The organism is Amycolatopsis pretoriensis, from assembly GCF_900107925.1.
GTDB classification, from domain to species: domain Bacteria; phylum Actinomycetota; class Actinomycetes; order Mycobacteriales; family Pseudonocardiaceae; genus Amycolatopsis; species Amycolatopsis pretoriensis.
The window spans coordinates 178,141-203,477 of record NZ_FNUJ01000008.1 but is presented as its reverse complement, the minus strand read 5'-3'; the positions used below and the strand labels follow the sequence as shown (position 1 = coordinate 203,477).

The 25,337-nt window shown below is 71.4% G+C and carries 26 protein-coding genes; 12 read left to right on the top strand and 14 right to left on the bottom strand.

Annotated elements, in window-relative coordinates; genetic code table 11:
* The first annotated feature begins 16 nt into the window (after window positions 1-16).
* Both allB and alc read left to right on the top strand, forming a co-directional pair.
* Window positions 17-1,345 (top strand): allantoinase AllB, encoded by a 1,329-nt coding sequence (gene allB / locus BLV96_RS34400; RefSeq protein WP_086679972.1) that lies wholly within the window; start codon window positions 17-19, stop codon window positions 1,343-1,345.
* Window position 1,346: 1 nt separating this feature from the next.
* Entirely contained in the window at window positions 1,347-2,360 is a 1,014-nt protein-coding gene (gene alc / locus BLV96_RS34395; protein WP_086679923.1) for an allantoicase, read from the top strand.
* Between the two features lie 33 nt (window positions 2,361-2,393).
* On the opposite strand, the gene BLV96_RS50030 is transcribed toward alc, so the two are convergent.
* From BLV96_RS50030 to BLV96_RS34380, 4 genes are all read right to left on the bottom strand, one after another.
* Window positions 2,394-2,567, bottom strand: coding sequence for a hypothetical protein (locus tag BLV96_RS50030; RefSeq protein WP_167379832.1), 174 nt, complete (start codon window positions 2,565-2,567; stop codon window positions 2,394-2,396).
* Between the two features lie 448 nt (window positions 2,568-3,015).
* Window positions 3,016-3,771, bottom strand: a complete 756-nt coding sequence (locus tag BLV96_RS34390) for an MBL fold metallo-hydrolase (RefSeq protein ID WP_091389937.1) — start codon at window positions 3,769-3,771, stop codon at window positions 3,016-3,018.
* A gap of 36 nt (window positions 3,772-3,807) precedes the next feature.
* Window positions 3,808-4,284, bottom strand: coding sequence for a CoA-binding protein (locus BLV96_RS34385; RefSeq protein WP_086673006.1), 477 nt, complete (start codon window positions 4,282-4,284; stop codon window positions 3,808-3,810).
* Window positions 4,281-5,567 carry an O-acetylhomoserine aminocarboxypropyltransferase/cysteine synthase family protein gene (locus BLV96_RS34380; RefSeq protein ID WP_086673007.1) on the bottom strand — a complete coding sequence of 429 codons (1,287 nt, stop codon included), beginning with the start codon at window positions 5,565-5,567 and terminating at the stop codon, window positions 4,281-4,283. The genes BLV96_RS34385 and BLV96_RS34380 overlap by 4 nt, the downstream gene beginning before the upstream one ends.
* Before the next feature lie 278 nt (window positions 5,568-5,845).
* Between BLV96_RS34380 and BLV96_RS34375 the strand changes: the two genes are divergently transcribed.
* The 5 genes from BLV96_RS34375 to BLV96_RS34355 all read left to right on the top strand — a co-directional run bounded on the left by BLV96_RS34375 (window position 5,846) and on the right by BLV96_RS34355 (window position 9,588).
* Window positions 5,846-6,376: a DUF3887 domain-containing protein gene (locus BLV96_RS34375; RefSeq protein ID WP_086673009.1), complete on the top strand. Its 531-nt coding sequence runs from the start codon at window positions 5,846-5,848 to the stop codon at window positions 6,374-6,376.
* Between the two features lie 39 nt (window positions 6,377-6,415).
* A complete protein-coding gene (locus BLV96_RS34370) occupies window positions 6,416-7,714 on the top strand; it encodes a serine hydrolase (protein WP_086673011.1) in 1,299 nt (432 codons plus the stop codon).
* Window positions 7,711-8,148 (top strand): VOC family protein, encoded by a 438-nt coding sequence (locus tag BLV96_RS34365; RefSeq protein WP_167379831.1) that lies wholly within the window; start codon window positions 7,711-7,713, stop codon window positions 8,146-8,148. The genes BLV96_RS34370 and BLV96_RS34365 overlap by 4 nt, the downstream gene beginning before the upstream one ends.
* Before the next feature lie 61 nt (window positions 8,149-8,209).
* Complete coding sequence (locus BLV96_RS34360; RefSeq protein WP_086673013.1) at window positions 8,210-8,623, top strand: PPOX class F420-dependent oxidoreductase; 414 nt, start codon at window positions 8,210-8,212, stop codon at window positions 8,621-8,623.
* Window positions 8,624-8,730: 107 nt separating this feature from the next.
* Entirely contained in the window at window positions 8,731-9,588 is an 858-nt protein-coding gene (locus tag BLV96_RS34355) for a sigma-70 family RNA polymerase sigma factor (protein ID WP_086677882.1), read from the top strand.
* Between the two features lie 6 nt (window positions 9,589-9,594).
* Here BLV96_RS34355 and BLV96_RS34350 read toward each other — a convergent pair whose 3' ends face one another.
* Window positions 9,595-10,221, bottom strand: coding sequence for a (2Fe-2S)-binding protein (locus BLV96_RS34350; protein WP_086677883.1), 627 nt, complete (start codon window positions 10,219-10,221; stop codon window positions 9,595-9,597).
* Window positions 10,222-10,288: 67 nt separating this feature from the next.
* Window positions 10,289-11,140 carry a putative RNA methyltransferase gene (locus BLV96_RS34345; RefSeq protein WP_341866124.1) on the bottom strand — a complete coding sequence of 284 codons (852 nt, stop codon included), beginning with the start codon at window positions 11,138-11,140 and terminating at the stop codon, window positions 10,289-10,291.
* Window positions 11,141-11,313: 173 nt separating this feature from the next.
* On the opposite strand from BLV96_RS34345, the gene BLV96_RS34340 reads away from it, so the two are divergent.
* From BLV96_RS34340 to BLV96_RS34330, 3 genes are read left to right on the top strand one after another with little or no spacing between them, the layout of a single operon-like run.
* Window positions 11,314-12,702 carry an ammonium transporter gene (locus BLV96_RS34340; protein WP_167379830.1) on the top strand — a complete coding sequence of 463 codons (1,389 nt, stop codon included), beginning with the start codon at window positions 11,314-11,316 and terminating at the stop codon, window positions 12,700-12,702.
* Window positions 12,699-13,037 (top strand): P-II family nitrogen regulator, encoded by a 339-nt coding sequence (locus BLV96_RS34335; RefSeq protein ID WP_086677886.1) that lies wholly within the window; start codon window positions 12,699-12,701, stop codon window positions 13,035-13,037. The genes BLV96_RS34340 and BLV96_RS34335 overlap by 4 nt, the downstream gene beginning before the upstream one ends.
* A gap of 10 nt (window positions 13,038-13,047) precedes the next feature.
* Window positions 13,048-15,357, top strand: coding sequence for a [protein-PII] uridylyltransferase (locus BLV96_RS34330; RefSeq protein ID WP_091389934.1), 2,310 nt, complete (start codon window positions 13,048-13,050; stop codon window positions 15,355-15,357).
* A gap of 108 nt (window positions 15,358-15,465) precedes the next feature.
* On the opposite strand, the gene BLV96_RS34325 is transcribed toward BLV96_RS34330, so the two are convergent.
* The 6 genes from BLV96_RS34325 to BLV96_RS34300 all read right to left on the bottom strand — a co-directional run bounded on the left by BLV96_RS34325 (window position 15,466) and on the right by BLV96_RS34300 (window position 21,322).
* Window positions 15,466-16,797, bottom strand: a complete 1,332-nt coding sequence (locus tag BLV96_RS34325) for an FAD-dependent monooxygenase (protein WP_091389931.1) — start codon at window positions 16,795-16,797, stop codon at window positions 15,466-15,468.
* Window positions 16,790-17,452, bottom strand: coding sequence for a VC0807 family protein (locus BLV96_RS34320; protein WP_091389928.1), 663 nt, complete (start codon window positions 17,450-17,452; stop codon window positions 16,790-16,792). Before BLV96_RS34320 ends, BLV96_RS34325 begins: the two co-directional genes overlap by 8 nt.
* Window positions 17,449-18,051, bottom strand: a complete 603-nt coding sequence (locus tag BLV96_RS34315; protein ID WP_208608396.1) for a TetR/AcrR family transcriptional regulator — start codon at window positions 18,049-18,051, stop codon at window positions 17,449-17,451. The genes BLV96_RS34320 and BLV96_RS34315 overlap by 4 nt, the downstream gene beginning before the upstream one ends.
* A 67-nt stretch (window positions 18,052-18,118) precedes the next feature.
* Window positions 18,119-19,423, bottom strand: a complete 1,305-nt coding sequence (locus BLV96_RS34310) for a GGDEF domain-containing protein (RefSeq protein WP_086680503.1) — start codon at window positions 19,421-19,423, stop codon at window positions 18,119-18,121.
* 538 nt (window positions 19,424-19,961) lie between these two features.
* Window positions 19,962-20,714: a glucose 1-dehydrogenase gene (locus BLV96_RS34305; RefSeq protein WP_086680505.1), complete on the bottom strand. Its 753-nt coding sequence runs from the start codon at window positions 20,712-20,714 to the stop codon at window positions 19,962-19,964.
* A 23-nt stretch (window positions 20,715-20,737) separates the two neighbouring features.
* On the bottom strand, window positions 20,738-21,322 hold the full coding sequence (locus tag BLV96_RS34300; protein WP_086680507.1) for a TetR/AcrR family transcriptional regulator: 585 nt from the start codon (window positions 21,320-21,322) through the stop codon (window positions 20,738-20,740).
* 121 nt (window positions 21,323-21,443) lie between these two features.
* Here BLV96_RS34300 and BLV96_RS34295 point away from each other — a divergent pair, with 121 nt between their 5' ends.
* Together BLV96_RS34295 and ku are read left to right on the top strand one after the other, a co-directional pair.
* On the top strand, window positions 21,444-21,803 hold the full coding sequence (locus BLV96_RS34295) for a hypothetical protein (RefSeq protein ID WP_244180691.1): 360 nt from the start codon (window positions 21,444-21,446) through the stop codon (window positions 21,801-21,803).
* Between the two features lie 53 nt (window positions 21,804-21,856).
* Window positions 21,857-22,729, top strand: a complete 873-nt coding sequence (ku, locus tag BLV96_RS34290; protein ID WP_208608395.1) for a non-homologous end joining protein Ku — start codon at window positions 21,857-21,859, stop codon at window positions 22,727-22,729.
* Window positions 22,730-22,993: 264 nt separating this feature from the next.
* On the opposite strand, the gene BLV96_RS34285 is transcribed toward ku, so the two are convergent.
* A complete protein-coding gene (locus BLV96_RS34285) occupies window positions 22,994-23,458 on the bottom strand; it encodes a MarR family winged helix-turn-helix transcriptional regulator (protein WP_086680511.1) in 465 nt (154 codons plus the stop codon).
* 9 nt (window positions 23,459-23,467) lie between these two features.
* Entirely contained in the window at window positions 23,468-25,258 is a 1,791-nt protein-coding gene (locus tag BLV96_RS34280) for an ABC transporter ATP-binding protein (protein WP_086680513.1), read from the bottom strand.
* Window positions 25,259-25,337 lie beyond the last annotated feature (79 nt).

The following is a 25,337-nucleotide window of genomic DNA, read 5'->3' as shown; positions in this document are numbered from 1 at the left end:
GGCGAAGGGCTTTCGGATGGATCTTGTGGTGCGCGCAGCCCGGGCCGTGACGGCCGAGGGCGAGGTTCCGGCGACCCTCGGCGTCGACGGCGGCCGGATCGTCGCGGTCGAACCCGGCGGCGCCTCGCTGTCCGGCGACCGCGTCGTCGAGCTCGGCGACGACGTCGTGCTGCTGCCGGGACTCGTCGACACGCACGTCCACGTCAACGATCCCGGCCGTGCCGAGTGGGAGGGCTTCGAGACCGCGACCCGCGCGGCCGCCGCGGGCGGCGTGACCACGATCGTGGACATGCCGCTCAACAGCTTGCCGCCGACCGTCGACGTGGCGGCGCTGGAGGTCAAGCGCAAGGCGGCGACCGGCCGGGTCCACGTCGACGTCGGCTTCTGGGGCGGCGCGATCCCCGGCAACGTCGGCGATCTCCGTGCCCTGCACGAAGCCGGGGTGTTCGGCTTCAAGTGCTTCCTGCTCCACTCGGGCGTCGACGAGTTCCCGCCGCTCGACCCGACGGGACTCGACGAAGCGTTGCGCGAGCTGAGTTCCTTCGACGCGCTGATGATCGTCCACGCGGAGGACGCGCACGAAATCGATGCGGCACCGGAGCCGCACGGCGGTCGCTATGTCGACTTCCTGCACTCGCGACCGCGTGAAGCGGAGAACCTCGCGATCACGCACGTCATCGAGGCGGCCCGCCGCCACGACGCGCGAGCGCACATCCTGCACCTTTCGTCGGCCGAGGCGCTCCCGCTGGTCGCCGCGGCGCGACGCGACGGCGTGACGCTGACGGCCGAAACCTGCCCGCACTACCTCAGCTTCGTCGCCGAGGAAATCCGCGACGGCGCAACGCAGTTCAAGTGCTGCCCGCCGATCCGGGAGGCGGCCAACCGCGAGCTGCTCTGGCAGGGGCTCGCCGACGGCGTGATCGACACCATCGTCAGCGACCACTCACCCTGCACGCCCGAGCTGAAACGCTTCGACAGCGGCGACTTCGGTCTCGCGTGGGGCGGGATTTCCAGCCTGCAGCTGGGCCTGCCGGCGATCTGGACGCAGGCGCGGCAACGCGGGTTCGCGCTCACCGACGTCGTCCGCTGGATGGCCGAGCGTCCGGCGGCGCAGGCGGGGATGCGCCGCAAGGGCCATCTGGCGGCCGGGTACGACGCCGACTTCTGCGTGTTCGCACCGGACGAGGCGTTCGTCGTCGACGTCGCGAAGTTGAAGCACCGCAACCCGGTGAGCGCGTACGACCGGCGTCCGCTCGCCGGCGTCGTGCGCTCGACGTGGTTGCGGGGCACCGAAATCACCGGCGACGAGCCACGCGGCACGTTGCTGACCCGGGGGGACTGCTGAAATGGAGGCTGCCTTGTCCGACCGTCCTGAGTGGACCGAACTGCCCGACCTCGCGTCACGCCGCTTCGGCGGAACGGTGATGTGGGCGACCGACGAGCTGTTCGCCGAGAAGGAAAACCTGGTCAACCCGTGGACGCCGGCACACCGTGCCGAGACGTTCGGCCCGAAGGGCCAGGTCTACGACGGCTGGGAGACCCGCCGCCACCGCGAACCGGGCGACGACCAGGCGGTGATCCGGCTCGGCCTGGCCGGCACGGTCACCGGCGTCATCGTGGATACGGCGTTCTTCAAGGGCAATTACCCGCCGTTCGTCTCGGTCGAAGCGGCATCGGTGCCGGGCTACCCGTCGGCGGCGGAGCTGCAGTCGGCGGACTGGGACGTCCTGGTCGATCACGCCCCGGCTGCCGGCCACACGGAGAACTATTACGCGGTACTCGGTTCACGCCGCTACACGCACGTGCGGTTGACGCAGCACCCGGACGGCGGAGTCGCCCGCCTGCGCGTGCACGGAGTGCCGATCCCGGACCCGGACCTCCTGGATCTGGACGCGCTGGACTTGGCGGCGTTGGAGAACGGCGCCGTGGTGACGGGCTGCAGCAACAAGTTCTATTCATCGCCGAACAACCTGCTCTCCCCCGGACTGGCGGCGCACCAGGCAGAGGGCTGGGAGACGGCCCGCCGCCGCGACGACGGAAACGACTGGGTAACGCTCCGCCTCGCGGGCGCGGGCATCATCCGGTTCGCCGAGCTGGACACAAGCAACCTCAAGGGCAACGCCCCGGGCTGGGCCTCGGTGAGCGGCCGCGACACGTACGGCGAGTGGGTCCCGCTGCTTCCGAAGACGCGCCTGCAGCCGGACACGCGGCACCGTTTCGCGGTGAAGGACGGCCCGGAGGTGACGGAGGCCCGTCTGGACATCTACCCGGACGGCGGCCTGGCGAGGCTCCGCCTCTTCGGAAGGCTCACGGAGGCGGGCCGGACGAACTTGAAGGCCCGCTACGCCAAGACGCGCTGACCCGCCCGGCGGCGTCCGGCTGACAATTCGGGGTCAGCCGGCGTCCGGCCGGTTGAGGTAGGCAGAGGCCAGCGCGAGCACGCAGGCGCAGCCGATGATCGCGCTCACCCACCACTGCATCCCGGCCACGACGCTCCAGACGAAGCCCGCCGCCGCCAGCAGGGCGACGAGGATGTTCCGGAACTGCAGCGGGGTGGGTTTGGCCATGCCACCAGCCTCTCACGGGCGGGCGAGTGGCCACCGCGCGCCTACGCGTGTTGTGGCAGGGCTTGCACCGGGGCGCCGCCGGACGGCCGTTCTCCACCCGGTTCCTCGCCGACCGCCTCCGCCGCGGCGGCGAGCGGTTCGGCTGGGCGGAGCGTAACCCGGTCCGCCGCCGGACTGCGGTTGTGCCGCCGCTGTTGACGGCCAGGGCGGCACCCGCTCGCTCCTGCGGGAGCGCGCATCGGGCAGCTCGGGCGCTCGCTCGTCGCCTGAAGGGCTTGCGCCTTCGCGGGCGGCGAGGACCTTGGACGCGGTCAGGCCTGTGCCGGTTCGGCGTGCTTCCGGTTTGCGTGCCGGGCTTGCGGCCCGACTGCGGCCGGAGTGTCACTCGTCCCCGCCCCGCCCCGCCCCGCCCCGCCCCGCCCCGCCCCGCCCCGCCGCTCTCGTCGGCTCAGACCTCGGCGCGCTGGCCGGGGTCGAGCAGTACCAGCCGGTCGGTCAGACCGGCCTTCTCGAACTCCCTGCGCAGCGCGTCCGGCCCTTCGCTGAAGTGCTGCCAGCCGCGGAAGTGTAGCGGTACCACCTTCGCCGCGCCGAGCGCCTTGGCTGCCTCAACCGCGTTTGCGCTGGTCAGCGTCAGGGGAGCGCCGTCGAAGAACTTCGTGCGCGCCGCGCCGGCGAACAGGACCGCGATGTCGATGCGGAACCGCGACGCGATCTCCCGCACCAGCTCGACCGACGCGTTGTCCCCGCTGACGTACACCGTCGGCAGGCCGCTGCCGCTCAGTACGAACCCGGTCACCTCGCCCGTCGTCGGCTCGGCGCCCTCCGGGCCGTGGAGAGCCGGGACGGCCGTCACCGTCAGTGGTCCGACCTGCGTCTCCTCCCACGGCTTCAAGCCCCGCGCGGTCCCGCCCAGCCGTCCGGCTCCGCTGGGCGTGACCAGGGTCAGAGGCACCGTCTCGAGGTACGCACGTCCGCGGTCGTCCAGGTTGTCGGGGTGCTGGTCGTGGGACAGCAGGACCGCGTCCACCACGCCGACCGCCTCTTCGGTCAGCACGGAGTCCTCGGTCTTGACCAGCACGCGGTCGCCGATGGGATGGTCGCCGGGCGCGTCGAAGGTCGGGTCGGTGAGCAGCCGCACGCCGCCCAGTTCAAGGAGCGCGGTCGGGCCGCCGGACAAGGTGATCCCCAGGGTCTCGGTCATACCCGGGGCCAACAGCGGGAACGGGCGTTCTCTTCCCTAGGGTGCCGACTGCCTCCTCGAGCTGATCACGCCGGTGTTGAACCCGGCCAGGTGGAGCCCGCCCGCGAAGCGTGCGTGCTCGATCTTCACGCACCGGTTCATCACGACGTCCAGGCCCGCGTCCTGCGCCCGATCAGCCGCGGGCTCGTGCCACAGCCCGAGTTGCAGCCACAGTGTCCGTGCGCCGGCGTCGATGACTTCTTCGGCTACCTGGGGCAGGTCGTCGTGTTTCCGGAAGACGCTCACCAGGTCCGGCTCACCCGGGACGTCCTTGAGCGAGGCGTACACCGGTTTCCCGAACAGCGTGTCCAACCGCGGGTTGACGAAGTTGACTTCGTAGCGCGTCGACGAGAGCAGGTAAGTCGCCACGAAGTAGCTCGGCCGCGCCGGATTCGCGGAGGCGCCCACCAGTGTCACCGACTTCGTCCGGTTGAGGATCGCCCGCCGTTCGACGGCGCCCACCTCGTATGTCATCCGGCCACCGCCTTCCCCAGCGCTTGGTCGAGGTCCCAGAGGATGTCTTCGACGTCCTCCAGCCCGATCGACAGCCGGATCAGATCGGGGCCGACGCCCGCGGCCGCGAGCTGATCCTCCGACAGCTGTGCGTGGGTGGTCGACGCCGGGTGGATCACCAGCGTCCGCGCGTCCCCGACGTTCGCCAGGTGCGACAGCAACTCCACCGATTCGACGAACTTCTCGCCCGCCGCCCGGCCACCGTCGATGCCGAACGAGAACACCGCGCCCGGCCTCGCCGGCAGGTACTTCTTCGCCAGGTCGTGGTGCGGGTGGGAAGGCAGCCCGGCGTACGACACCCATGCCACCCGTGGGTCCGCCTGGAGGTACTCGGCGACCGCCTGGGCGTTGGCGACGTGCGTGTCCATCCGCTGCGGGAGCGTCTCGACCCCTTGCAGCAGCAGGAAAGCCGAGTGGGGCGATAGGACCGCGCCGATGTCCCGCAACTGCTCCGCGCGCAGCCGTGTGCAGAACGCGTACTCGCCGAAGTTCTCCCAGTACCTGAGTCCGCCGTAGCTGTCGACGGTCTCGGTCATCCGGGGGAACTTCCCGTTGCCCCAGTCGAACTTCCCGGACTCGACGACTATCCCGCCGAGCGTCGTCCCGTGCCCGCCGAGGAACTTCGTCGCCGAGTGCAGCACGATGTCGGCGCCGTGCTCGATCGGGCGACACAGGTACGGCGTCGCCAGCGTCGCGTCCACCACCAGCGGGATGTCGTGGGAGTGCGCGAGATCCGCCAGCGCCGCGAGGTCGGCGATGCCGCCGCCGGGATTGCCGATCACCTCGGTGTAGAGCAGCCGGGTCCGGTCGGTGATCGCCGCCGCGTAGTCGTCGATGCCGCCGCTGACGAACGTCGTCTCCACGCCGAACCGCCTCAGCGTGCCGGTGAGCTGGGTGACCGTGCCGCCGTAGAGGCCGCTCGCCGACACGATGTGGTCGCCCGCCTCGGTGAGCGCGCTGAAGGTGAGGAACTCCGCGGCCTGGCCGCTCGCGGTCGCCACGCCGCCGATGGCGCCCTCGAGACTGGCGATCCGCTCCTCGAACGCCGCCACGGTCGGGTTCCCGATGCGGCTGTAGATGTTGCCGTATTTCTGCAGCGCGAAGAGGTTCGCCGCGTCGGCGGCGTCCTCGAAGACGAAGCTCGTGGTCTGGTAGATCGGCACGGCCCGCGCGCCGGTCGCCGGATCGGGGGTGCCGCCCGCGTGCAGTGCGCGGGTCCGGAAGCCCCAGCTGCGTTCACTCATCGGTTCTCACCGTAACCGTCCTCCCCATCGGATGGCCACGCCTCCCAGGTGGTGGGCGAGGCCGTTTCGTGCTCTCGACGGTAGCACGCTTTGAAATTCCGTGCGCTACACTCGAAAGCATGAAATGCGCCGCCTGTGGCAAACCGCTGCCACCTCGCCAAGGTTCCGGGCGAAATCGCCAGTACTGTGATGCCACGTGCCGGAGCGCCGCCCGCCGGCGGCGAGAGCACGTAAAGACGGACTTGACACATCCGGATCGTCAATACATTCTTGACAGCGTGCCGGCCCACGGCCCGCTGGGTTCGGTTCGCGAGGCGTTGCGGAAGCTCCGCGACGCGGAAGAAACGCTGCGGGACGCGGTGGACGTGGCCCGGACGGCCGGGCACACGTGGCAGGAGATCGGCGACCTGCTCGGCACGAGCCGGCAGGCGGCTTTCCAGCGGTTCGGCCGGCCGGTCGATCCGACGACGGGAGTGTCCATGACGGACTTGAAGCCACCGGACGCGCTCGACCGCGCCCGGGAGCTCGTGGCCGAACTCGTCGGCTGCCAGTGGCAAGAGGTCCGCCGGGATTTCGACGACCGCATGCGCGCGGCGGTGGGCGAGCACGAGCTGCAGCTCGCCTGGGCGCAGGTGGCCGGGTCGGTCGGACGGTACGAGGGGATGGGGGAGCCGTATGCGCGGTCGACGGGCGACCACACCGTCGTCCGCATGCCGCTGGCCTTCGAGGCGGGCGAGCGGACCGTGCAGGTGACCTACCGCGAAGACGGCCAAGTGGCCGGGTTGTGGATCCGGCCGCCCGAAGAGTAGCCGGTGATCAAGGGGAACGATGGAAGCACAGGGGGAGAGATGAAAACAGCGATAGCGGGCGTGGTCGCGGTTCTCGCGGCACTGGTGGCCCCGGCCGCCCAAGCCGCCGAGGTGCCCACGGCGACGCAGCAGCTCGAGTGGGTCGTCGACGCGACCGGGCGCGTACCGGTGCCCGACACCGAAGTCCGTGCGCACGTCGCCCAGGTTCTGCTGGACGCGGTCGGCGGCACGGCGGGCGTCAACGGCGCGCTCGGCGGATTCGGCCCGCTCCAGGTGAAACGGATCGTCACCGAAGCGCCGGACCACGTGGAAGCGGCGGTGCACGGAACCGCCGACGACTACCTGCTCGGCCTGCACGTGGACTCCGCCGGGCTGATCGACGGGCTCACGGCGAAACCGGACGACCCCGTCCCGGCTTCGTGGCCGGAGGTCGACGCGCAGCTGGCGGCACTCGGCGGCCGGGTGTCGTTCGGCGCGTCGGAGATCCTCCCGGACGGACGCTGCCGGGACGTGCACGGCGTCCGCGACGACGTCCAACGACCACTGGGTTCGGCGTTCAAGCTCTATGTCCTGGGCGCGTTGGGCAAGGCGGTCGCCGAGCACAAAGCGTCGTGGGACGAGCAGCTGGCGATCCGCGACGACTGGAAGAGCCTGCCGTCCGGGGACCTGCAGAACCAACCGGCGGGCACCAAGCTTCCGTTGTCCACGTACGCCGACAAGATGATCTCGATCAGCGACAACACCGCGACCGACCACCTCATCCGCCGGCTGGGGCGGGACGCCGTGCAGCGGCAGCTGACGACGTTCGGCAACCAGCGGCCGTCGGCGAACATCCCGTTCCTGACCACGAAGGCGATGTTCGAGCTCAAGGCCACGCAGTACCCGGCTCGCGCCGACGCCTACCTGGCACTGCCCCGCTGGGCGCGTCCCGCGGCGGTGGCCGGGCTGGAACGGCTTCCGCTCACCAGTCTGCAGGGCTGGCAGGCACCCCAGAAGATCGACGACATCGAGTGGTTCGGTTCACCGGACGACATCTGCCGGGCGTTCTCCGGGCTGCAGAAGGAAAACCAGCCGGAGATCGGGCACGCGTTGTCGCTGAACGACGGTGGCCTCGCGCTCGACCGGGCGAAGTTCCCCGAGGTCTGGTTCAAGGGTGGCAGCGAACCCGGCGTGCTGACCTTGAACTACCGGGCGCGCACGGCGGACGGCCGCTCACTGGTCACCAGCATCATGGTGTCGGACCCGGTCAACGCGTTGGCCGAAAGCCACGTGGCGGCGCGAGGAATCGCCGTCGCGAAGGGCGCGGTAGCGCTCCTCGCGGCTACGCTTCGTCCGTGACGGTGCGGTGGAGCCTGACGATCGATTGCGCGGAACCCCGCTCGCTGGCGAGGTTTTGGGCGGTGGCCCTCGGCTACATCGAGCGGCCACCACCCCCGGGCTTCGCGAGCTGGCAAGACTGGTTCTCGCACCACGGCGTGCCCGAGGCGGAATGGGACGACGGCGCCTACCTGACCGATCCGGAAGGCGTGCTGCCGAGCCTGAGCTTCCTCAAGGTGCCCGAGGGAAAGAGCGTGAAGAACCGCGTGCACCTGGACGTCCAGGCCGGTGGTGGCCGGGACGTTCCGTGGGAGACGCGGTGGGAGCGGGTCGTCGAAGCAGTCGCCCGCCTCACCGCGGCGGGGGCGACCATGCTGCGCGAAGACGTGCTGGACGGCCGCCCGGACCACGTCGTGATGGCCGATCCGGAGGGCAACGAGTTCTGCGTGCTCTGAGCTGTCGATCCGGGCGTGGTGCGTTCGTGTAGGGGGTGGATCCGAACACGAAGGAGTGCTCATGACGTTCACCGACGAAGAGATCGGCTACCTGCGCTCGCAGCCGCTGGCCCGCGTGGCCACGCTCGGCGCCGGCGAGCAACCGGACGTCGTTCCGCTCGCGTTCGAGTTCGACGGTGAGTACTTCTGGGTCGGCGGGACCGGCGCGGCGGTGGCGGCGACCCGCAAGTTTCGCAACATCTCCGCCGGCCGGCGGAAGGTCGCGCTGGTGGTGGACGACCTCGTGTCGTTGCAGCCGTTCGTCGCGCGGGCGATGCGCGTGTACGGCGAGGCGGACGATCCCGTGGAACGGACCGGGTTGGTCGGCCCCGGGTTGTACACGCGGATCACCCCGCGGATTTCGTGGAGCTGGGACATGGCCGGAGAGCCGGTGGGCGAGACGTGGTACGAGCCGAGGAGGGTGGTTCATGGGTAGCTGACCGCCGGATGACCCAGATCACGGACGACGTCTCCACGTTCCGGTCACATCGGCCGCCGCCGCGGGGTCTACTGCTACGACCGCGGCGGAAGGAGCAGGACACGGTGGACACGCTGACCGAACGATTCGAGCAGGAGCGGCCGCGGCTGCGTGCGGTCGCCTACCGGATGCTCGGCTCGGCGAGCGAGGCCGACGACGCCGTTCAGGAGGCGTGGCTGCGGTTCGACCGCACCGACCTGGGCGAGGTCGAGAACGTCGGCGCGTGGCTGACGACCGTCGTCGCCCGGGTGTGTCTGTCGATGCTGCGGACGCGGCGCAACCACCGCGAGGAACCTCTGGACGGGCGGCCCGAACAGGGCGAGGACCGCCGGGACCCCGAACAGGAGGCGGAGCTGGCCGACACCGTCGGGCTGGCGCTGCTGGTCGTGCTCGACGCGCTGGCGCCGGCCGAACGGGTCGCGTTCGTGCTGCACGACATGTTCGCCGTGCCGTTCGACGAGATCGCGCCGATGATCGACAAGACGCCGGCGGCGGCCCGTCAGCTGGCGAGCCGGGCCCGGCGGCGGGTCAAGGGCGGCGCCACCGTGGACGCGGACCTGCCGCGGCGGCGGAAGGTCGTCGAGGCGTTCCTGGCGGCGTCCCGGGGTGGCGACTTCGAAGCGTTGCTCGCGCTCCTCGCTCCGGACGTGGTGCTGCACGCGGACCGGTTCGTCGGTCCGAGTCCGGCGCCGGTCGTGCTGCGTGGCGTCGAGAACGTGCGCAAGGGCGCGGTCCTGGCCTCCGAACGGGCCCGCACCAGCGAGCTGGCCCTCGTGGACGGCTCGCCGGGGCTGCTCTGGATGCCCGACGGCCGGCTGTCGGTCGTCCTGGCGTTCCGGGTCGAAGGCGACCGGATCGTCGGCATCGACGTCATCGCCGACCCGGAGCGGCTGCTGGAGCTGGAGCTGGCCGTCCTGGACTGACCCCGGTCAGCCGAGGGCGGCGCGGAGCCGGGCGTCGCGCTCGGCCGGCGTCTGACGGGGGCAGCTCACGCACTTCGGGTTGCCGACCTCGTAGATCAGGCAGCACGAGGCGCGACGCACAGCAGGCGTCCGGCCGACGCGCACGAAGCGTGGCTTCGGCAGGTCCAGGCCGATCGCGGCGACGAGCGGCTCGGCCAGGGCCATCGCGCGCTCCGGGTCGGGCGTCCACAGGAGCCGGTTGCCGATCGAGTCGGTCGCGATGGCGCCGAGGGCACGCGCACGGGCTCCAGTGACGTCGGCGATCGTCGCGATGGCGGTCCCGAGCGCCTCGCCGAACGCGGCGCCCAGCTCGGGCAGCCCGCCGGCGAGGGGGCGGGTGGACCGGGCGCCGAGGAACCGGCCGTCGGCGAGGAGGTCGATCTCCACGGCGTCGAGCGAGGGGTCGGCCGGTGCCCCGGCGACCAGGCCTTCGAGCGCGGGAGCGACGAGCACCGACGAGAGCGAGTACCACCAGATCGTGCCGAGCACCTCCGGCGCGGCGCAGCCGTAGAGCTTGGCCGCGCCGCCGATGCGGGCGCGGACCCACTCGGGGTCCGCGAGCAGGGTCGCGGGCGCGGTCCAGTCGGGCTTCACGGCACCCAGCCTTCCAGACGGCGTCGGCCGGGACGGCGTCGCGAAGCCCGGGGAACCGTCGGGAACCTCACAACCGACGGTAGGTGGAGACCGTGAAGGACACCGTCACGGCCTGGGGCTCGCTCAGCGCGTCGAGGCGGGAACGGCGGTCACCGCGATCGAGGTGGAAGGCCGTCGGGCCCATCTCGACCGCCTGGCGGATCTGCCGCGGGCTCAGCTCGGTCGTCCGGCGGACCTCCGTGCGTCCGGTGCGGGCGAAGTACTCGCCGAGGGTGCCGTCCAGCCGCTCCTCCTTGCGCTCGTCCACCGACAGCACCAGGTCGCCCAGCTCGCGGAGGTGGTCCGGGGCCGGGGCCGCGACCGTCAGCAGACCGCCGGGACGCAGGACGCGGTGGAACTCCGGCCCGTTGCGGGGCGCGAAGACGTTCAGCACCGCCGACGCCACCTCGTCGCCCACCGGCCACGGCTCCCACAGGTTCCACACCGCCGCGCCCAGCCGCGGGTGGGCCCGGGCCGCGCGGCGCAACGCCACCGCGGAAACGTCCAAGGCGAGCCCGAGCGCCGCGGGCGCCGACTCCAGCACGTGCGCCAGGTAGTAACCCGTTCCGGCGCCGGCGTCGATCACCAGGCCGTCGGCCTCCGCGCACACGCGGGCGAGCTCGTCCGCCAGCGGGCGGCAGGCGCCGGAAGCGAGGAAGTCCGCGCGGGCCGCGACCATCGGGGCCGTGTCGGCCGTTCCGGCCGGGATTCGCGCGTGCAACAGGTTCACGTAACCCTGGCGGGCTAGATCGAAAGAGTGGCCCGCCGAGCAACGCAGCGTGCGCTCGACACTCTTCAGCGGCGAAGCGCACACCGAACAGCGCAACGCCTCGACGACCCGGGGTGGCAGTGGGTCATTCCCGTGGTCGGCTCCGGTCATGGGGCTATTCGACCACGACGTAAAGCAACCGGACACTCCAGCACACCTCCCGGGAAACCTGGCCGTAACAACCGGGCGCGGACAGTTCACGTAGGCGAAACCTCTCGCGCCGCCCCGTGAAACACCGCGCGCCAAAACTGCCATCGCACAGACCCAGGGCACGGGAGGACGATGTGCTGAACGCAGGAGACACCGCATGGGTATTGGCCAGCGCCGCGCTGGTCATGCTCATGACACCGGGATTGGCCTTCTTCTACGGCGGCATGGTCCGCGCGAAGAGCGTCTTGAACATGCTGATGATGAACTTCATCGCGCTGGCCGTGGTGGGGGTGCTGTGGGCGCTGTACGGCTTCTCGATGTCGTTCGGCGACGACGCCTTCGGTGGCCTGCTCGGTAACTTCCACTTCGCCGGCTTGGAGAACACCTTCGGGAAGCTCGCCGGCTTCGCGGTCGCCGCCACCGACTCGGCGCCCGCCGTGGCGTGGCCCGGCACGGACGCGCTGCCGGTGCTCGCGTTCGTCATGTTCCAGCTGATGTTCGCCATCATCACGCCCGCGCTGATCTCCGGCGCCATCGCCGACCGTGCGAAGTTCTGGGGCTGGACGCTGTTCGTCGTCATCTGGGTGACGGTCGTGTACTTCCCGGTCGCGCACTGGGTGTTCTCCTTCAACGGCTTCATCGGCGAGAACTCCGTCGGCGGCTGGATCGCCAACAACCTCAAGGCACTCGACTTCGCCGGTGGCACCGCGGTCCACATCAACGCCGGTGCCGCGGGTCTCGCGCTGGCGATCGTGCTCGGCAAGCGCAAGGGCTTCCCGAAGGACACCGGCCGCCCGCACAACGTCCCGTTCGTGCTGCTCGGCGCGTCCCTGCTGTGGTTCGGCTGGTACGGCTTCAACGCCGGTTCGGCGCTGGCCGCCAACGACCTCGCCGCCGTCGCGTTCACCAACACCACCGTCGCCACCGCGGCCGCCGTCCTCGGCTGGCTGATCGTGGAGCAGCTCAAGTTCGGCAAGCCGACCACCCTCGGCGCGGCTTCCGGCGCGGTCGCCGGCCTCGTCGCCATCACCCCGGCGTGTGGTTTCGTCAGCCCGATCGGGGCCATCGCGATCGGCCTCATCGCTGGTGTCGTCTGCGCGCTCGCCATCTCGCTCAAGTTCAAGTTCGGCTTCGACGACTCGCTCGACGTTGTGGGCGTCCACCTGGTCGGCGGCATCGTCGGCACGCTGCTGATCGGCTTCTTCGGCACCACCAGCGTCAACGCGCTCGGCGCCGACGGCCTGTTCTACGGCGGCGGCTTCACCCAGCTGGGTCGCCAGGCGCTGGCGGCGGGCGCGGTGCTCGTGTACTCCTTCGTGCTGTCCTTCATCATCGGCTTCGTGATCAAGAAGGCGGGCGGCTTCCGCGTCAGCACCGAGGACGAGGTGTCCGGCATCGACGAGGCCCAGCACGCGGAGAGCGCGTACGACTTCACCGGTTCGGGCGGTGGCCTCGGCCAGCCGACGATCATCCCGGTCAAGTCCGCCACCGGCACCGCGAAACTCGAGGAGAGCAAGGCATGAAGCTCATCACGGCGATTGTCAAGCCGTTCACGCTCGACGACGTCCGCTCCGCGCTGGAGCAGCTGGGCGTGCTGGGCATGACGGTCAGCGAGGTCCAGGGCTACGGCCGGCAGAAGGGCCACACCGAGGTCTACCGCGGCGCGGAGTATTCGGTGGACTTCGTGGCCAAGCTGAAGATCGAGGTCGTCACCGACGACACGAACGTGGAGAAGGTCCTGGAGGCCATCACCACGGCCGCGCACACCGGCAAGATCGGTGACGGCAAGGTGTGGGTGACCCCGGTCGAGACGGTGATCCGCGTACGGACCGGCGAGCGCGGCACGGACGCTCTCTAGGGCGTCCGGGATGGCCGACGGGGGCGAACTGGTCAAGGCCACCGAGCGTTTGCTCGAGGGCAGGCACGGGAGGCTGGGGGCGTCCGCACTGCGGGCGGCCCTGGTCGACCTCTACGAGTTCTGGCTGGGCAGGGGAGCCTCGGCGGCCGGCGTCGACACCGCGGAACCGGGTGTCGCGCTGGTCGCCGTGGGCGGGCTCGGCCGCCGGGAGCTGGTGCCGTTCTCCGATCTCGACCTGCTGCTGGTGCACAACGGTAACAGCGGCGTCGGCGAGATCGCGGACGCGCTCTGGTATCCCTTGTGGGACGCGAAAGTCGGGCTGGACCACTCGGTCCGCACGCCCGGCGAAGCGCTGAAGGTCGCTTCGGAGGACCTTCGCACGGCCATGGGCCTGCTCGACGCCCGGCACCTCGCCGGCGACGCCGAACTGTCCGGCCGCCTGGTTTCCGCGGCGCGCGACCAGTGGCGCCGCACCGCGCGCAAGCAGATCCCGGACATGACGGCGTCGGTCCGGCAGCGCTGGAGCCGCAGCGGCGAGATCGCGCAGTCCGCCGAACCCGACCTCAAGCACGGGCGGGGCGGGCTGCGGGACTTCGCCGTCCTGGAAGCGCTGGCCGCGGCGCAGCTCACCGCGCGGCCCGGCGAAGAACTCCTGGCGGCCAAGGAACTCCTGCTCGACGTCCGCACCGAGCTGCGGCGGGAGATCCGGCGTGAACGGGACGTCTTGGCCGCGCCGGAAGCCGAGCTGGTCGCCGCCGAACTCGGTTTCGGCGACCGGTTCACGTTGGCACGCAAGCTTTCCGGTGCGGGCCGCACGATCGCGTACGCGCTCGACGTCGCACTCCGGTCCACTGTGGAGCCACCGAAGCCGCGGTTCGGACGACGTCCGTCGCGCACGCCGCTCGCCGAAGGCGTGGTGCTGCACGGGAACGAGGTCTCGCTGGCGCGGGACGCCGTCCCGGCCAAGGATCCCGCGTTGCTGCTGCGGGTCGCCGCCGCGTCGGCGCGCACGGGCAAGCCGATCGCGCTCGGCACGCTCAAAGCACTCGGGGAAACGGCGCCCGAGCTGCGGGCGCCGTGGCCGCCGGACGCGCTGAACGCCCTGGTCGAACTGCTCGGCGCGGGGGAGGGCCTGGTCGACGCGGTCGAGTCGCTCGACCGGACCGGCCTGTGGGCCCGGCTGTTCCCCGAGTGGGGCGCGGTTCGCGACCTCCCGCCGCGCTCGCCGGTGCACCAGTGGACGGTCGACCGGCACCTCGTCCGCACCTGCGTCGAGGCGGCGAAGCTGACCACGACGGTGTCGCGGCCGGACCTCCTGCTGATCGGCGCGCTGCTGCACGACATCGGCAAGGGGCGCGACGCCGACCACTCCGAGCTCGGCGCCAAGATCTCGGCCCAGGTCGCGACGCGGCTCGGGCTGAACGCGGCGGACGCGGCGACGGTGTCGGCGATGGTCCGCCACCACCTCCTGCTGCCGCACACCGCGACGCGCCGCGACATCAGCGAGCCGGAGACGGTCGCGCGAGTGGTGAAGACCCTCGACGGCGACATCGTGCTGGTCGAGCTGCTGCACGCGCTCACCCAGGCCGACTCGCTGGCCACCGGACCCGGCGTCTGGACGGACTGGAAGGCGCGGCTGCTCGCCGAGCTCGTCACCGGCTGCGAAGAAGTGTTGCGCGGCAAGGGGTTCACCGCGCCCGAGCCGATGGACGACGAACAGCGCGAGCTGGTAAAGCAGGCCGTCGCTTCGGGCAACGGCGAGATCCGGATCAGCGCGCACGGCAAGGTCGTGACGGTGCTGCTCGCCGTGCCTGCCCGCGCAGAGCTGCTGGCCCCGGCGGCCGGGGTGCTGGCGTTGAACTCGATGGAAGTGCATTCGGCGGTCCTGCGCGGGCACGACGGTGGCCGCGCCGGGGTGTTCACGGCGTCGCCGAAGTTCGGCTCGCTGCCGGACGCGACGCTGCTGCGCGAACAGTTCGCCCGCGCGGTCGCCGGGACGCTCCCGCTCACCCAGCGCCTGGCCGCGAAGGAACGCGACTACGGTTCGCCGGCGCCGGTCGCGCCGAAAGTCCTTTGGTTCGACGACGAGACGAGCGGCCCCGACACGGTGGTCCTCGAGCTGCGCGCGGCCGACCGGATCGGCCTGCTGTTCCGGGTCGCGGGGGCGCTGCGCCGGTGCGACGCGGAGGTCCGCTGGGCGAAGGTCTCGACGCTGGGTGGCGCGGTGGTGGACTCGTTCGCGGTGACGCCGAGGAGCGGCCGCATCGAGCCGGGCTGGCGGCGCGAGGTGGAGCAGGCGATCCTGGCCGCGGCGTCCTGACTGCACGGGCTCAAGCGCCCCAATGTGGCCTTCGGTGCGTCAGACGCACCGAAGGCCACATTGGGTGCGTCAGACGCAACCAAGGCCACATTGGGGCGCTCTGGCCGGCTACGCGGGCGCGCCGAGCCAACGGTGCAACGCCTCCTCCAAGCCCGGTCCGCCGTCCCACGCGATGTACCCGTCGGGCCGGACGAGCCGAGGTGCCGCCCCCTCGCGGCCCTCGACCCGGCCGGCCCAGCCCGCCGGCACCGCCGCGCCCACCAGTACGGCGCGGCCGTCGGTGCTCGCCGGGACGTCCGTGGCCCGGCCGGTGATCCCCGGGTACGTCACCCCGAGGCCCGACAGCTCCGCCGCGACCGCGCGCCGCGCCTCCGGGACGGCCAGCAGCTCCGTGACGACCTGCCGGACCGCCGCCGCGTCCGGGTCGGGTACGCCGAGGACCCCTTGGGCCCGCGTGCTGACCAGCACGCGCGCCGCGATCGGGTGGCGCTCGTCGTGGTAGCTGTCGAGCAACCCCGCCGGTGCCGTGCCGTGGACCGTCGCGGCCAGCTTCCAGCCCAGGTTCACCGCGTCCTGCAGGCCCAGGTTGAGCCCCTGGCCGCCGACCGGGAGGTGGACGTGCGCCGCGTCGCCGGCGAACAGCACCCGGCCGTGGCGGTAGCGCTCCAGCTGCCGGGACGCGTCGCCGAACCGGGAGGCCCACAGCACGTCGCCCACGCGGATTTCCGGCCCGTGCGCGGCGGTCAGCGCGCGCTGCACCTCGTCGGCCGTGACCGGGGCGTCGCGGCCGAGCCGTTGCTGCTCCTCGCCGAAGACGATCGTGCGGTAGCGGCCTTCGGACAGCGGCAGCAGGTAGCCCGACCCCGACGACGGCAGGGTCCAGTCGTCGGCCAGGCCGGCGGGTTTGGCGGCCAGGGTGATGTCCGCGACGACCAGTGAGATCCGTGCTGACCTGCCGGGGAACGCGGCGCCCAGCAGCGTCCGGACCGTGCTGTGCCCGCCGTCGGCCGCGACCAGCCAGCCGGCCCGGTGCGCACGCCCGCCCGCCGTGACCGTCACGCCGTTTTCGTCCTGCGCCACGGCGGTGACGGCCGCGTCGCGCAGCACCTGGGTGCGCAGCCGCGCCTCGATCGCCGCCGCGACGTGCGCCTGCTCGACGCCGAGCTGGTACGGGAAGCACGTCGGCAGGTCGGTGTAGTCGATCGGGAAGCCCGAGAAGTGCCCGGCGGGCAGCTTCGCCCGCACGTGCGGCTCGATCGCGGCGAGCAGGCCGCGATCGGCCAGCACCTCGACCGACCGGGGCTGCAGGCCGAGCGCCTTCGACTGCGGATCGGGCCCGGCGTCCCGCTCCACGACCAGGACGTCGACGCCGGCGCGTTCCAGCTCGAACGCGGTCAGCAGGCCGGTCGGGCCCGCGCCCGCGACCAGGACGTCAGGCATCGAGGTTCTCCTTGCGGAGGTACCAGACGTGCCAGGCGATCAGCACGGCCAGCGCGCCGAACCAGGCCACGTTGGTGACCAGCGCGATGAGGTCGATAGGCAGCGTGTAGACGAGCACGACGTGCACCACCGCGCTGCCCAGCAGCACCGCGCCCCAGGCGGCCGTGTTGATCCGCAGGCCGCGCCGGAACCGGGCGTCGGTGTCCCAGCGGCCCACCCACGCGTCCGCTCCTTCGGCGCCGCGCTTGACCTCGGCGATCGTGCGGCCGAGCGTCAGCTGCGCCGGGCGGCCGATGAAGACCGTCACCAGCATCCACGCGCCGAACAGGCCACCCAGCGCGGCGGTCCAGCCTTCGCGGATCACCAGCGTGCGCGGGTCGTCCGACAGCAGGCCGAGTACGACCGACAGCACCAGCACGCTCAGCGTGACCAGGGCGACGAGGTCGATCTTGCGGTTGCGGGCGACGGTCCACAACACGTACGGCGCGGCCACGAGGACGCCGGCCATCAGCGCCCACCACTGGCTCACGCCGACGGCGCGCAGGCCGTAGAACAGCGCCATCGGCACGATCACTTCGAACACGACGTTCAGCACGTTGGCGCGGACGACCCGGCGCAGGCCGGCGTCGGGTTCGGTCCTCTGCTCGATCATCATTCGGGTTCCCCAGTGGTTTCGGGTGCGGTGGCCCGCACGAACAGATCGGCGAGCTCGCGGCCGATGCGCGTGAGCTCGGCGGGTTCGGGCACGTTCGCCGCCGCGGTGGCGACGACGGCGTCGAGCCCGGCGGTCAGGGCGAGCGCCGTGGTCCGGGCGTCGAGCGGCCCGAACGCGCCCGCCGCGTGCCCGGTGCGGAAGTGCTCCTCGAACAGCGCGAGCCGCCCGTTGACGGCGCCGCTCTGCGAGCCGGCGTTCTTCACCAGGTCGATCAGCGCGCGGATTTCGGCCGGGTGCTCACCGACGAGTTCGACGTTCGATTCGACGAAGGCGCGCAGCTGCGCGACGTGCCCGACGGCGGCGTCGATGCGCGGCTGCATGAACGCCCCGGTGACCTCTTCGATCTCCGTGACGCACGCCTTGAGCAGGTCTTCCTTGCCGGCGAAGTGGTAGCTGATCATGCCGGTGCTCGACAGCCCGGCGTGCTTCGCGATCCGGCTGAACGACGCCTTGAGGTAGCCGGCTTCGGCGATCACTTCGATCGCCGCCCGCACGATCTGGGCCCGCCGACCGGACTCGGTGAACGTTCTTGCTCGCATGAGCAAAATTTAGCTCAGCCGAGCAAATCTGACAAGTCGCCAGGTCAGGGGTGGTTTTCAGAAGGGATCAGGCGGGGGCGGTGCCGTCGACGACCTGGTTGCGGCCCGCGTCCTTCGCCCGGTACAGCGCCTTGTCCGCCGCCTGCAGCAACCGGTCCACAGCCGTCCCGCCGTCCGGGTACGTCGCCACGCCGATGGACGCCGACAGGCCGCCGATCGCGCGGATGTGGCTGCCGTCCTCGTACTCGACCCGCAAGGACTCGATCGCCGACCGGATGCGCTCCGCCACCGCCAGGACCGCCGCCGGCCCGATGTCCGGCAGCAGCACCACGAACTCCTCGCCGCCGAAACGGCCGACCGAGTCGTAGTCGCGGACCGCGCTCTTGATCGTCGCCGCCACCGCGCGCAGCACCGTGTCGCCCGCCAGGTGCCCGTGCTCGTCGTTGATCAGCTTGAAGTAGTCCAGGTCGATCATCAGCACGCCGAACGTGCTGCGCGTGCTGCGCTGGGCGCGGGCCAGTTCGCGCGACGCGAGCAGGTGCCACCCGGTCGTGTTGAACAGGCCCGTCTTCTCGTCGGTCGTCGCCGCGATCTCCAGCTGCTTGATCAGCACCGCCCGGTGCAGCACCAGCAGCGGCGGCACGATCGCGATGGCGAGTGCGGGCAGCGTCGCCAGCGTCAACGCCGTGAGCAGGCCCAGGCAGAGCGTCGCGACCTCGAGGAGGTTGTCCCCGAGACCGCCGAAGAACGCCTTGAGCGAGCGCTTGGTGATCGTCAGCGCCGGGAGGATCGTGATCGCCGCGACGAGGAAGTACGTGACCGCCGCGAGCGCGATGGCGGTGATGCCGCGCCAGCCCGCCGTCAGCGCCGTGTACATGTCCGGGACGCCGAGGCGGCCCAGGACGAGCTCCGCCGAGTAGCAGGTGACGACGACCAGCGTCGCGTTCAGCGTGGTCCGGAACGGCGGGACGCGCTTGATCCGCGCGAGGCTGCGCGTCGCCAGGTGCGTGTAGAGGACGGCGATCAGCGCCGTGACGAGTGCCGGCGGCAGGAGCAGCACGCCGGCGAACGTCCAGACCGACGTCAGGTTGATGTGCGGGGTGTCGGACACCAGGCGCCGGACGCGTTCGATCTTGCGGCCCAGCTCGGCCTGCAGCACACCGAGGCACGCGAGGACGGCGAAGACGACCAGATCCCAGCTGTGCGCGGGCACGGCGACAGCCGCCCAAACCGTGGCCACGAGCGCCACGGACTCGACGAGGAAGCAGTAGAAGATCAGCGATCCGCGCTGCCGCCAGAGGGTCCAGTGAGCAGGATTCAGCGCCCCACGGATCCGGCCCACGCGGGGTTCGGCCGGACGGGCGCCGTCCATACTCAAGGCGGTGCAACTCCCCTGGGTGATCCGACGATCCGCGTCCACTTCACCACATCGGGCGACCGCGATCGATGATTGCCACACGTTCGGAGCAGCGAAGGGAGGCCCTCATGCGCAACCGCGAGTCCTGAGCCCCCGCACCCTCGTCCGAACGCCTGAGAGGAGCCGTGCTGTGCGCAACCGCGAGTCGTGACCTCCAGCCCCTTGTCCCTTCCCTCGGAAGGAGTGCCGCTGTGCGCAACCGCGAATCGTGAACCCGCAGGTCAACCGTCCGTTCGTCCGCCCGGAAGGAGCCGTGCCGTGCGCAATCGCGAGTCCTGAGTCCCGACATCCGCCGCTACGCGCGAGAGGAGCGCCCCGTGCGCAACCGCGAGTCCTGAACCGCAGGTCAACCGTCCGTCCGCCCGGAAGGAGCCGCGCCGTGCGCAACCGCGAGTCCTGACCCCGCCGCCGCCCAATCCGTCCCGCACGAGAGGGGATCGTCACCATGCGCAACCGTGAGTCCTGAAGGAGCCGCGGGCCCGGGTGGGGCCGCTCAGGCGGTCGCGCCGCCGTCGACCACCAGGTCGTGCCCCACGGTGAAGGCCGCTTCGTCCGAAGCCAGCCACAGCACCGCGGCGGCCACTTCGGCGGTGGCCCCCACCCGGCCCAGCGGGATCGCGCCCTTGAGCCGGTCCGCGCGATCGGCGTCCGTCTCGCCGGGACGCCGTGACATGTCCGTGTCGGTCGCGCCGGGGCTGACCGCGTTGATGCGGACGCCGTCGGCGATGTGGTCGCGCGCCGCCGTGCGGGTCAGCGCGCTCACCGCGGCCTTCGACGCCGCGTAGGCCGCCATGTTCGGCAACCGGCCGTGCGCGCCGATGTTCGACGCGATGTTGACGATCGCGCCGCCGCCGTGCGCCCGCATGTGCGCGACCTCGTGCTTCACGCTCAGCCAGGTCCCCGTGACGTTCGTGGCCATGACCGCGCCGAAGCCGTCCTCGTCGAGGTCCGCGGCCGGCGCCGGCGACCCGAGGATGCCCGCGTTGTTGACCGCCACGTGCAGCCCGCCGTGCCGCGCGACGACCGTCTCGACCATCCGCGCGACGTCCCCCGAGTCGGTGACGTCGACGGTCACCGCGCTCGCGTCCCCGCCGAGCTCCTTCACGGTGGCGGCGAGCCGCTGCTCATCGCGCCCGGCGACGACCACCGTCGCGCCCTCGGCGGCGAACGCCCGCGCCGTCTCCCGCCCGATGCCCGAGCTGCCGCCCGTCACCAGGACGACCTTGCCCGCGAACCGTGCCCCCATCGTGTACCTTCTTTCTGGTCCGATCAGTCTTGAATAAGCCGCATGGCCTGGGAAATGGCCGCGTCCAACCGGCTCGCCGCGTCCGTGCCCTTGCCCAGGACGCGCAGTCCTTGGAGGACGGTGAGCAGGAACCGCGCCAGCATCGCCGGGTCGCTGCCGCCGGGCAGTTCGCCCTGGGATCGAGCGCGTTCCAACGCCATGGTGAGAGCGACCTCGAGGGTGTCCCAGCTGCGCTCCACCAGCCGCGCGACCTCGGGGTCGTGGGGGAGCAGCTCGATCGCCGCGTTGACGACGAAGCAGCCCATCCTGGTCTCGTCGCCGAGGATTTCCGCCTGGTAACCGTCGAAAAGCCGGCGCACCGCGGCCACGCCGGAGCCTGGTCCCGACAACTCGGCCACGACCCGGGTGTCGGTCCGCTCGGCGTACCGCTTCAACGCCGTCAGGTAGAAGTCGTGCTTCGTGCCGAAGGTGGCGTACAGGCTCGCCTTCGCCACGCCGAGGTGCGTGACGAGGTCGTTGACCGACGTCGCTTCGTAGCCCTGACGCCGGAAGAGCACGAGCGCGGCGTCGCAGGCTTCGTCGACGTCGAACTCCTTGACTCGGGACATGACCGAAATCCTACTTCTTTCGAGAACGTCCGGTCAAATATGCGGGCGTCGGTGTGTCGGCTCTCCTGACGGCGGGTGCGGTGGCACCATGACTGCTTCGACCCGGCCGAGGGGGTGAGTGGTGCACGACGTGACGCTGCCGCCGACGGTCGTCGCCACCCACCTGCGCTCCTGTGCCGAAGAGCTCGCCGCGAGCCTGCGCAGTGGCGGCCCGGGCGCCACGACGACCGAACTCACCGACGTCGTCGCCCACCTGATCGCCGGCCAGGAGGCCATCTCCCACGCGCTCGCCGGGCTCGCTGCCCGCGTCGAAGGCGGGACGAACGCGCTCGCCGCGGCGCCGCCCCTGGACGTCGAGGTCGTCACCGAGGTGCTCCGCGCGGCGGCCATCGCGGCCCGCTGTTCGGCCGAAGCGCTCGACGAGGTCACGCCGTCGTTCGAATGTGTGAGCGAATCCGTCGCGCCTGACACCCGTTTGTAGCTGTCGGTGCGCGCGGACGGCTGACTAGCCTGGGAGCTGCGGAGGTGGCTCGCATGCGCGCGATCTGGACGGGCACGATCGGGTTCGGCAGCTACGCCATTCCGGTGAAGGCGTACAGCGCGACCGAAGACCGCGAGCTCCCGCTGCACCAGGTCCACGAGGCCGACGGCGGCCGCGTCCGGGTGAAGCGGGTCTGCGAGGTCGACGGCGCCGAGGTGCCGCCGGAGCAGATGGTCCGCGGGTACGCCGTCCCGGGCGGTGACGTCGTGCTGCTGTCGGACCACGAGCTCGCGTCGCTGCCGATGCCCGGCCGCACGATCGCGATCCGCGGGTTCGCGCCGCTCGCCGACGTCGACCCGATTTGGTTCGCGAAGAGCTACTACCTCGAGCCGGAGCCGGCGGGCACGAAGCCGTACGTGCTGTTCAGCGAGGCCCTGCAGCAGTCGGGACGGCTCGCGCTGGTGACCGTCGCGCTGCGCCGCCGCGAGACCCTCGGGGCACTGCGCGTCCGCGACCAGGTGATCGTGCTGGAGACGATGCGGTGGCCGGACGAGGTCCGCACGCCCGACTTCCCGTTCCGGCACGCCGACGTCGACATCCGGCCGGGTGAACTCCGGCGCGCGGTGAACCTCGTCGAGGAGCTGACCGGCGAGTTCGACCCGGGCCGCTACCCCGACCGTTACCGCGAGGCGTTCCAGGCGTTGGTCCAGGCGAAGATCGACGGCGCGGAGGTCGTCCAGCCGACGGCGGCCGAGCAGGCCGAAGGCGTGACGCGGCTGCTGGCGGCCCTGCAGGAGACGGCGTCCGAAGCCGAGGACGCGCGCAACGCGGCCGTGGCGAAGGCGAAAGCCGCCGCGTCGAGGGCCGCGAAGGCGCGTACGACGGCGAAGCGCGCGGCTGGTCGTGGCCGCGCGAAGACGCCTTGAGTATTACTACCCACGGGTAATTGAGGGTTCTCCCACTGCTGGCCGGGTACCCGGCCGCGGCAGACTTCGTCCTGCCAGCGGGTACCGGACCGCCGGCAGGGGGGAGAACCGGACGGCCCCTGGGGAGGTGAGCCGTCCGGGGACCAGGGTTCCGGGGCGGGCCGACGGAGGAGCGGCCCGTTCCCGGAACCCGCATCGCACCGCGGGGAGGCGGCGCGAACGCCGAAGCCGCCGTGGAGGGATCGAGGGGTCTCCGCGGCGGCTTTAGGCGTCCGCCACCCGCAGCATCAGCTCCGATGCCAGGCTCAGCAGCTGCCGTTCGGTCGGCGACAGCGTCGCCTCGATCGCGCCGGCCAGCCAGCGCTCGCGGCGGATGCTGTACTCGCGCAGCACCGCAAGGCCGGCCGGGGTGATGCTCACCAGCGACCGGCGTCCGTCCGCGGGATCCGGGGTGCGCGTCACCAGTTCGCGTTCGGTCACCCACGCGAGGATCCGCGTCAGCGACTGCGGCTGCAGCCGTTCGGCCTCGGCCAGCTCGGTCGGCGTGTGCGTGCCCGCCCGGTAGAGCCGGCTCAGCACCGCCAGCACCGCCGGGCCCGGGCCGCTCAGGTCCCGCTCCGCGCGCATCCGCCAGTTCAGCCGCCCGACGCCTTCGCGGACCCGGTGGGCCAGCTCGGCCAGCTCGGGGTCCGCGCTGACCGGCGCGGCGACGTCGGGTTCGGGCTGCATGGCCCCAGATTAGGCGGTTCCTCGAACCAGCCGGGCATAACGCCCGTCGCGCGCCAGCAGCTCGTCGTGCGTCCCGCGTTCGACGATCCGGCCCTCGTGCAGCACGACGATCTGGTCAGCGTGCTCCACAGTGGACAGCCGGTGCGCGATCGTCAGCGTCGTGCGGCCCGCGGCGAGCCGGTCGAGCTCCGCCTGCACCGAGCGTTCGGTGCGGGTGTCGAGGGCGCTGGTCGCCTCGTCGAGGATGAGCACCGGCGGGTTGCGCAGCAGGATCCGCGCGATCGCCATCCGTTGCTTCTCGCCGCCGGAGAAGCGGTAGCCGCGCTGGCCGACGACGGTGTCGTAGCCCTCGGGCAGCCCGGACAGGGTGTCGTGGATGTGCGCGGCCTTCGCGGCGGCCTCGATCTCTTCGTCGGTCGCGTCCGGCTTCGCGAAGCGCAGGTTCTCGCGGACGGTGTCGTGGAACAGGTACGTCTCCTGCGACACCATCCCGACCCCGGCGGCGAGCGAGGCCAGGGTGACGTCGCGGACGTCGGTGCCGTCGATCGTCACCGTCCCGTCGCTCACCTCGTACAGCCGCGCCACCAGGTAGGCGAGCGTCGTCTTGCCGGACCCGGTCGAGCCGACGAGCGCCGTGGTCGTCCCGGCTGGGACATCGAGGTCGATGTCCTGCAGCGTCAGCGGGCCCTCGTCGTCGTAGCGGAACGACACGCCCCGCATGGCGACGTCGCCGCGGCGCACGTCGAGGGTGCCCGCGCCGGGCTTGTCGCCGATCTCCACCGGCAGGTCCAGGACCTCGAAGATTCGTCCGAACAGCGCCTTCGACGTCGCCACGTTCTGCCCGATGGTCTGCATCGCGCTGGCCGGCGCGACCAGCCGGTTGAGCATGCTGGTGAACGCCACGACCGTGCCGAGCGAGATCGGGGACGCGCCGCCCGCCAGCGCCAGCCCGGCGATCCAGTAGACCAGCGCCGGGATGACCGTCAGGCTCATCGCCCGCGACGCGATCTGCCAGCGGCCGGCCAGCGCCGCCGCTCGTTCGAGGGACGCGATCTCCCGCGACTCCTCGCCGAACCGCTCGCGCATCGCCCGTTCGTTGCCCATCGTCTTGGCGAGCAGGACGCCGGTGACCGAGAGGGACTCCTCGACCATCGTCGTCAGCCGGGCCATCCGGCGGGTCCGGCCGCGGGCCAGGTTCCGCCGCTTCTTGCCGAGGCGCAGCGTGAACAGCAGGAACAGCGGGACGACGATCAGCGAGAGCGCCGCGAGCTGCCAGTCGAGGAAGATCAGTGCGACGGTGATGGCGGTCGTCGTCGTCAGGTTCTGGACCATCGACCCGGCGGTCGTCGTGATGACGTTGTCGACGCCGCCGATGTCGTTGAACACCCGCGAGAGCACTTCGCCGCTCTTCGTCCGGGTGAAGAAGCCGAGGGACATCCGCTGCAGGTGGCCGTAGACCGCCACGCGCAGCTCGTTCATCACGCGCTGCCCGATCGTGTTGGACAGCCCGGTGGTGGCCACGCCGAGCGACGCGCTGCCGACGGCGCAGGCGATCATCCCGCCCGCCAGGAGGCTCAGCAGCAGCGTGTCGCGGTGGGGCAGGGCGTCGTCGAGGATCTCGCGCAGCAGGAACGGTGAAGTCACGCCGAGCCCGGCCTGCACGACGATCAGCGCGAACAGCGCGCCGAGGGGACCGCGGTGCGCGCGGAACAGGCCGGCGATCCGCCGGAGGGGGACCGGCTCGTCGGTGTCGGTGGTGGGCTCGGCGAGCGACGGACGGGCTCTGGTCGCGGAGGTCATACACGTATGTTTACCAAAAATCGGGCGAGTATCCAGCCATTTTCGGAAATCCGGCGTTGAGGTAGTACACGCACACGTA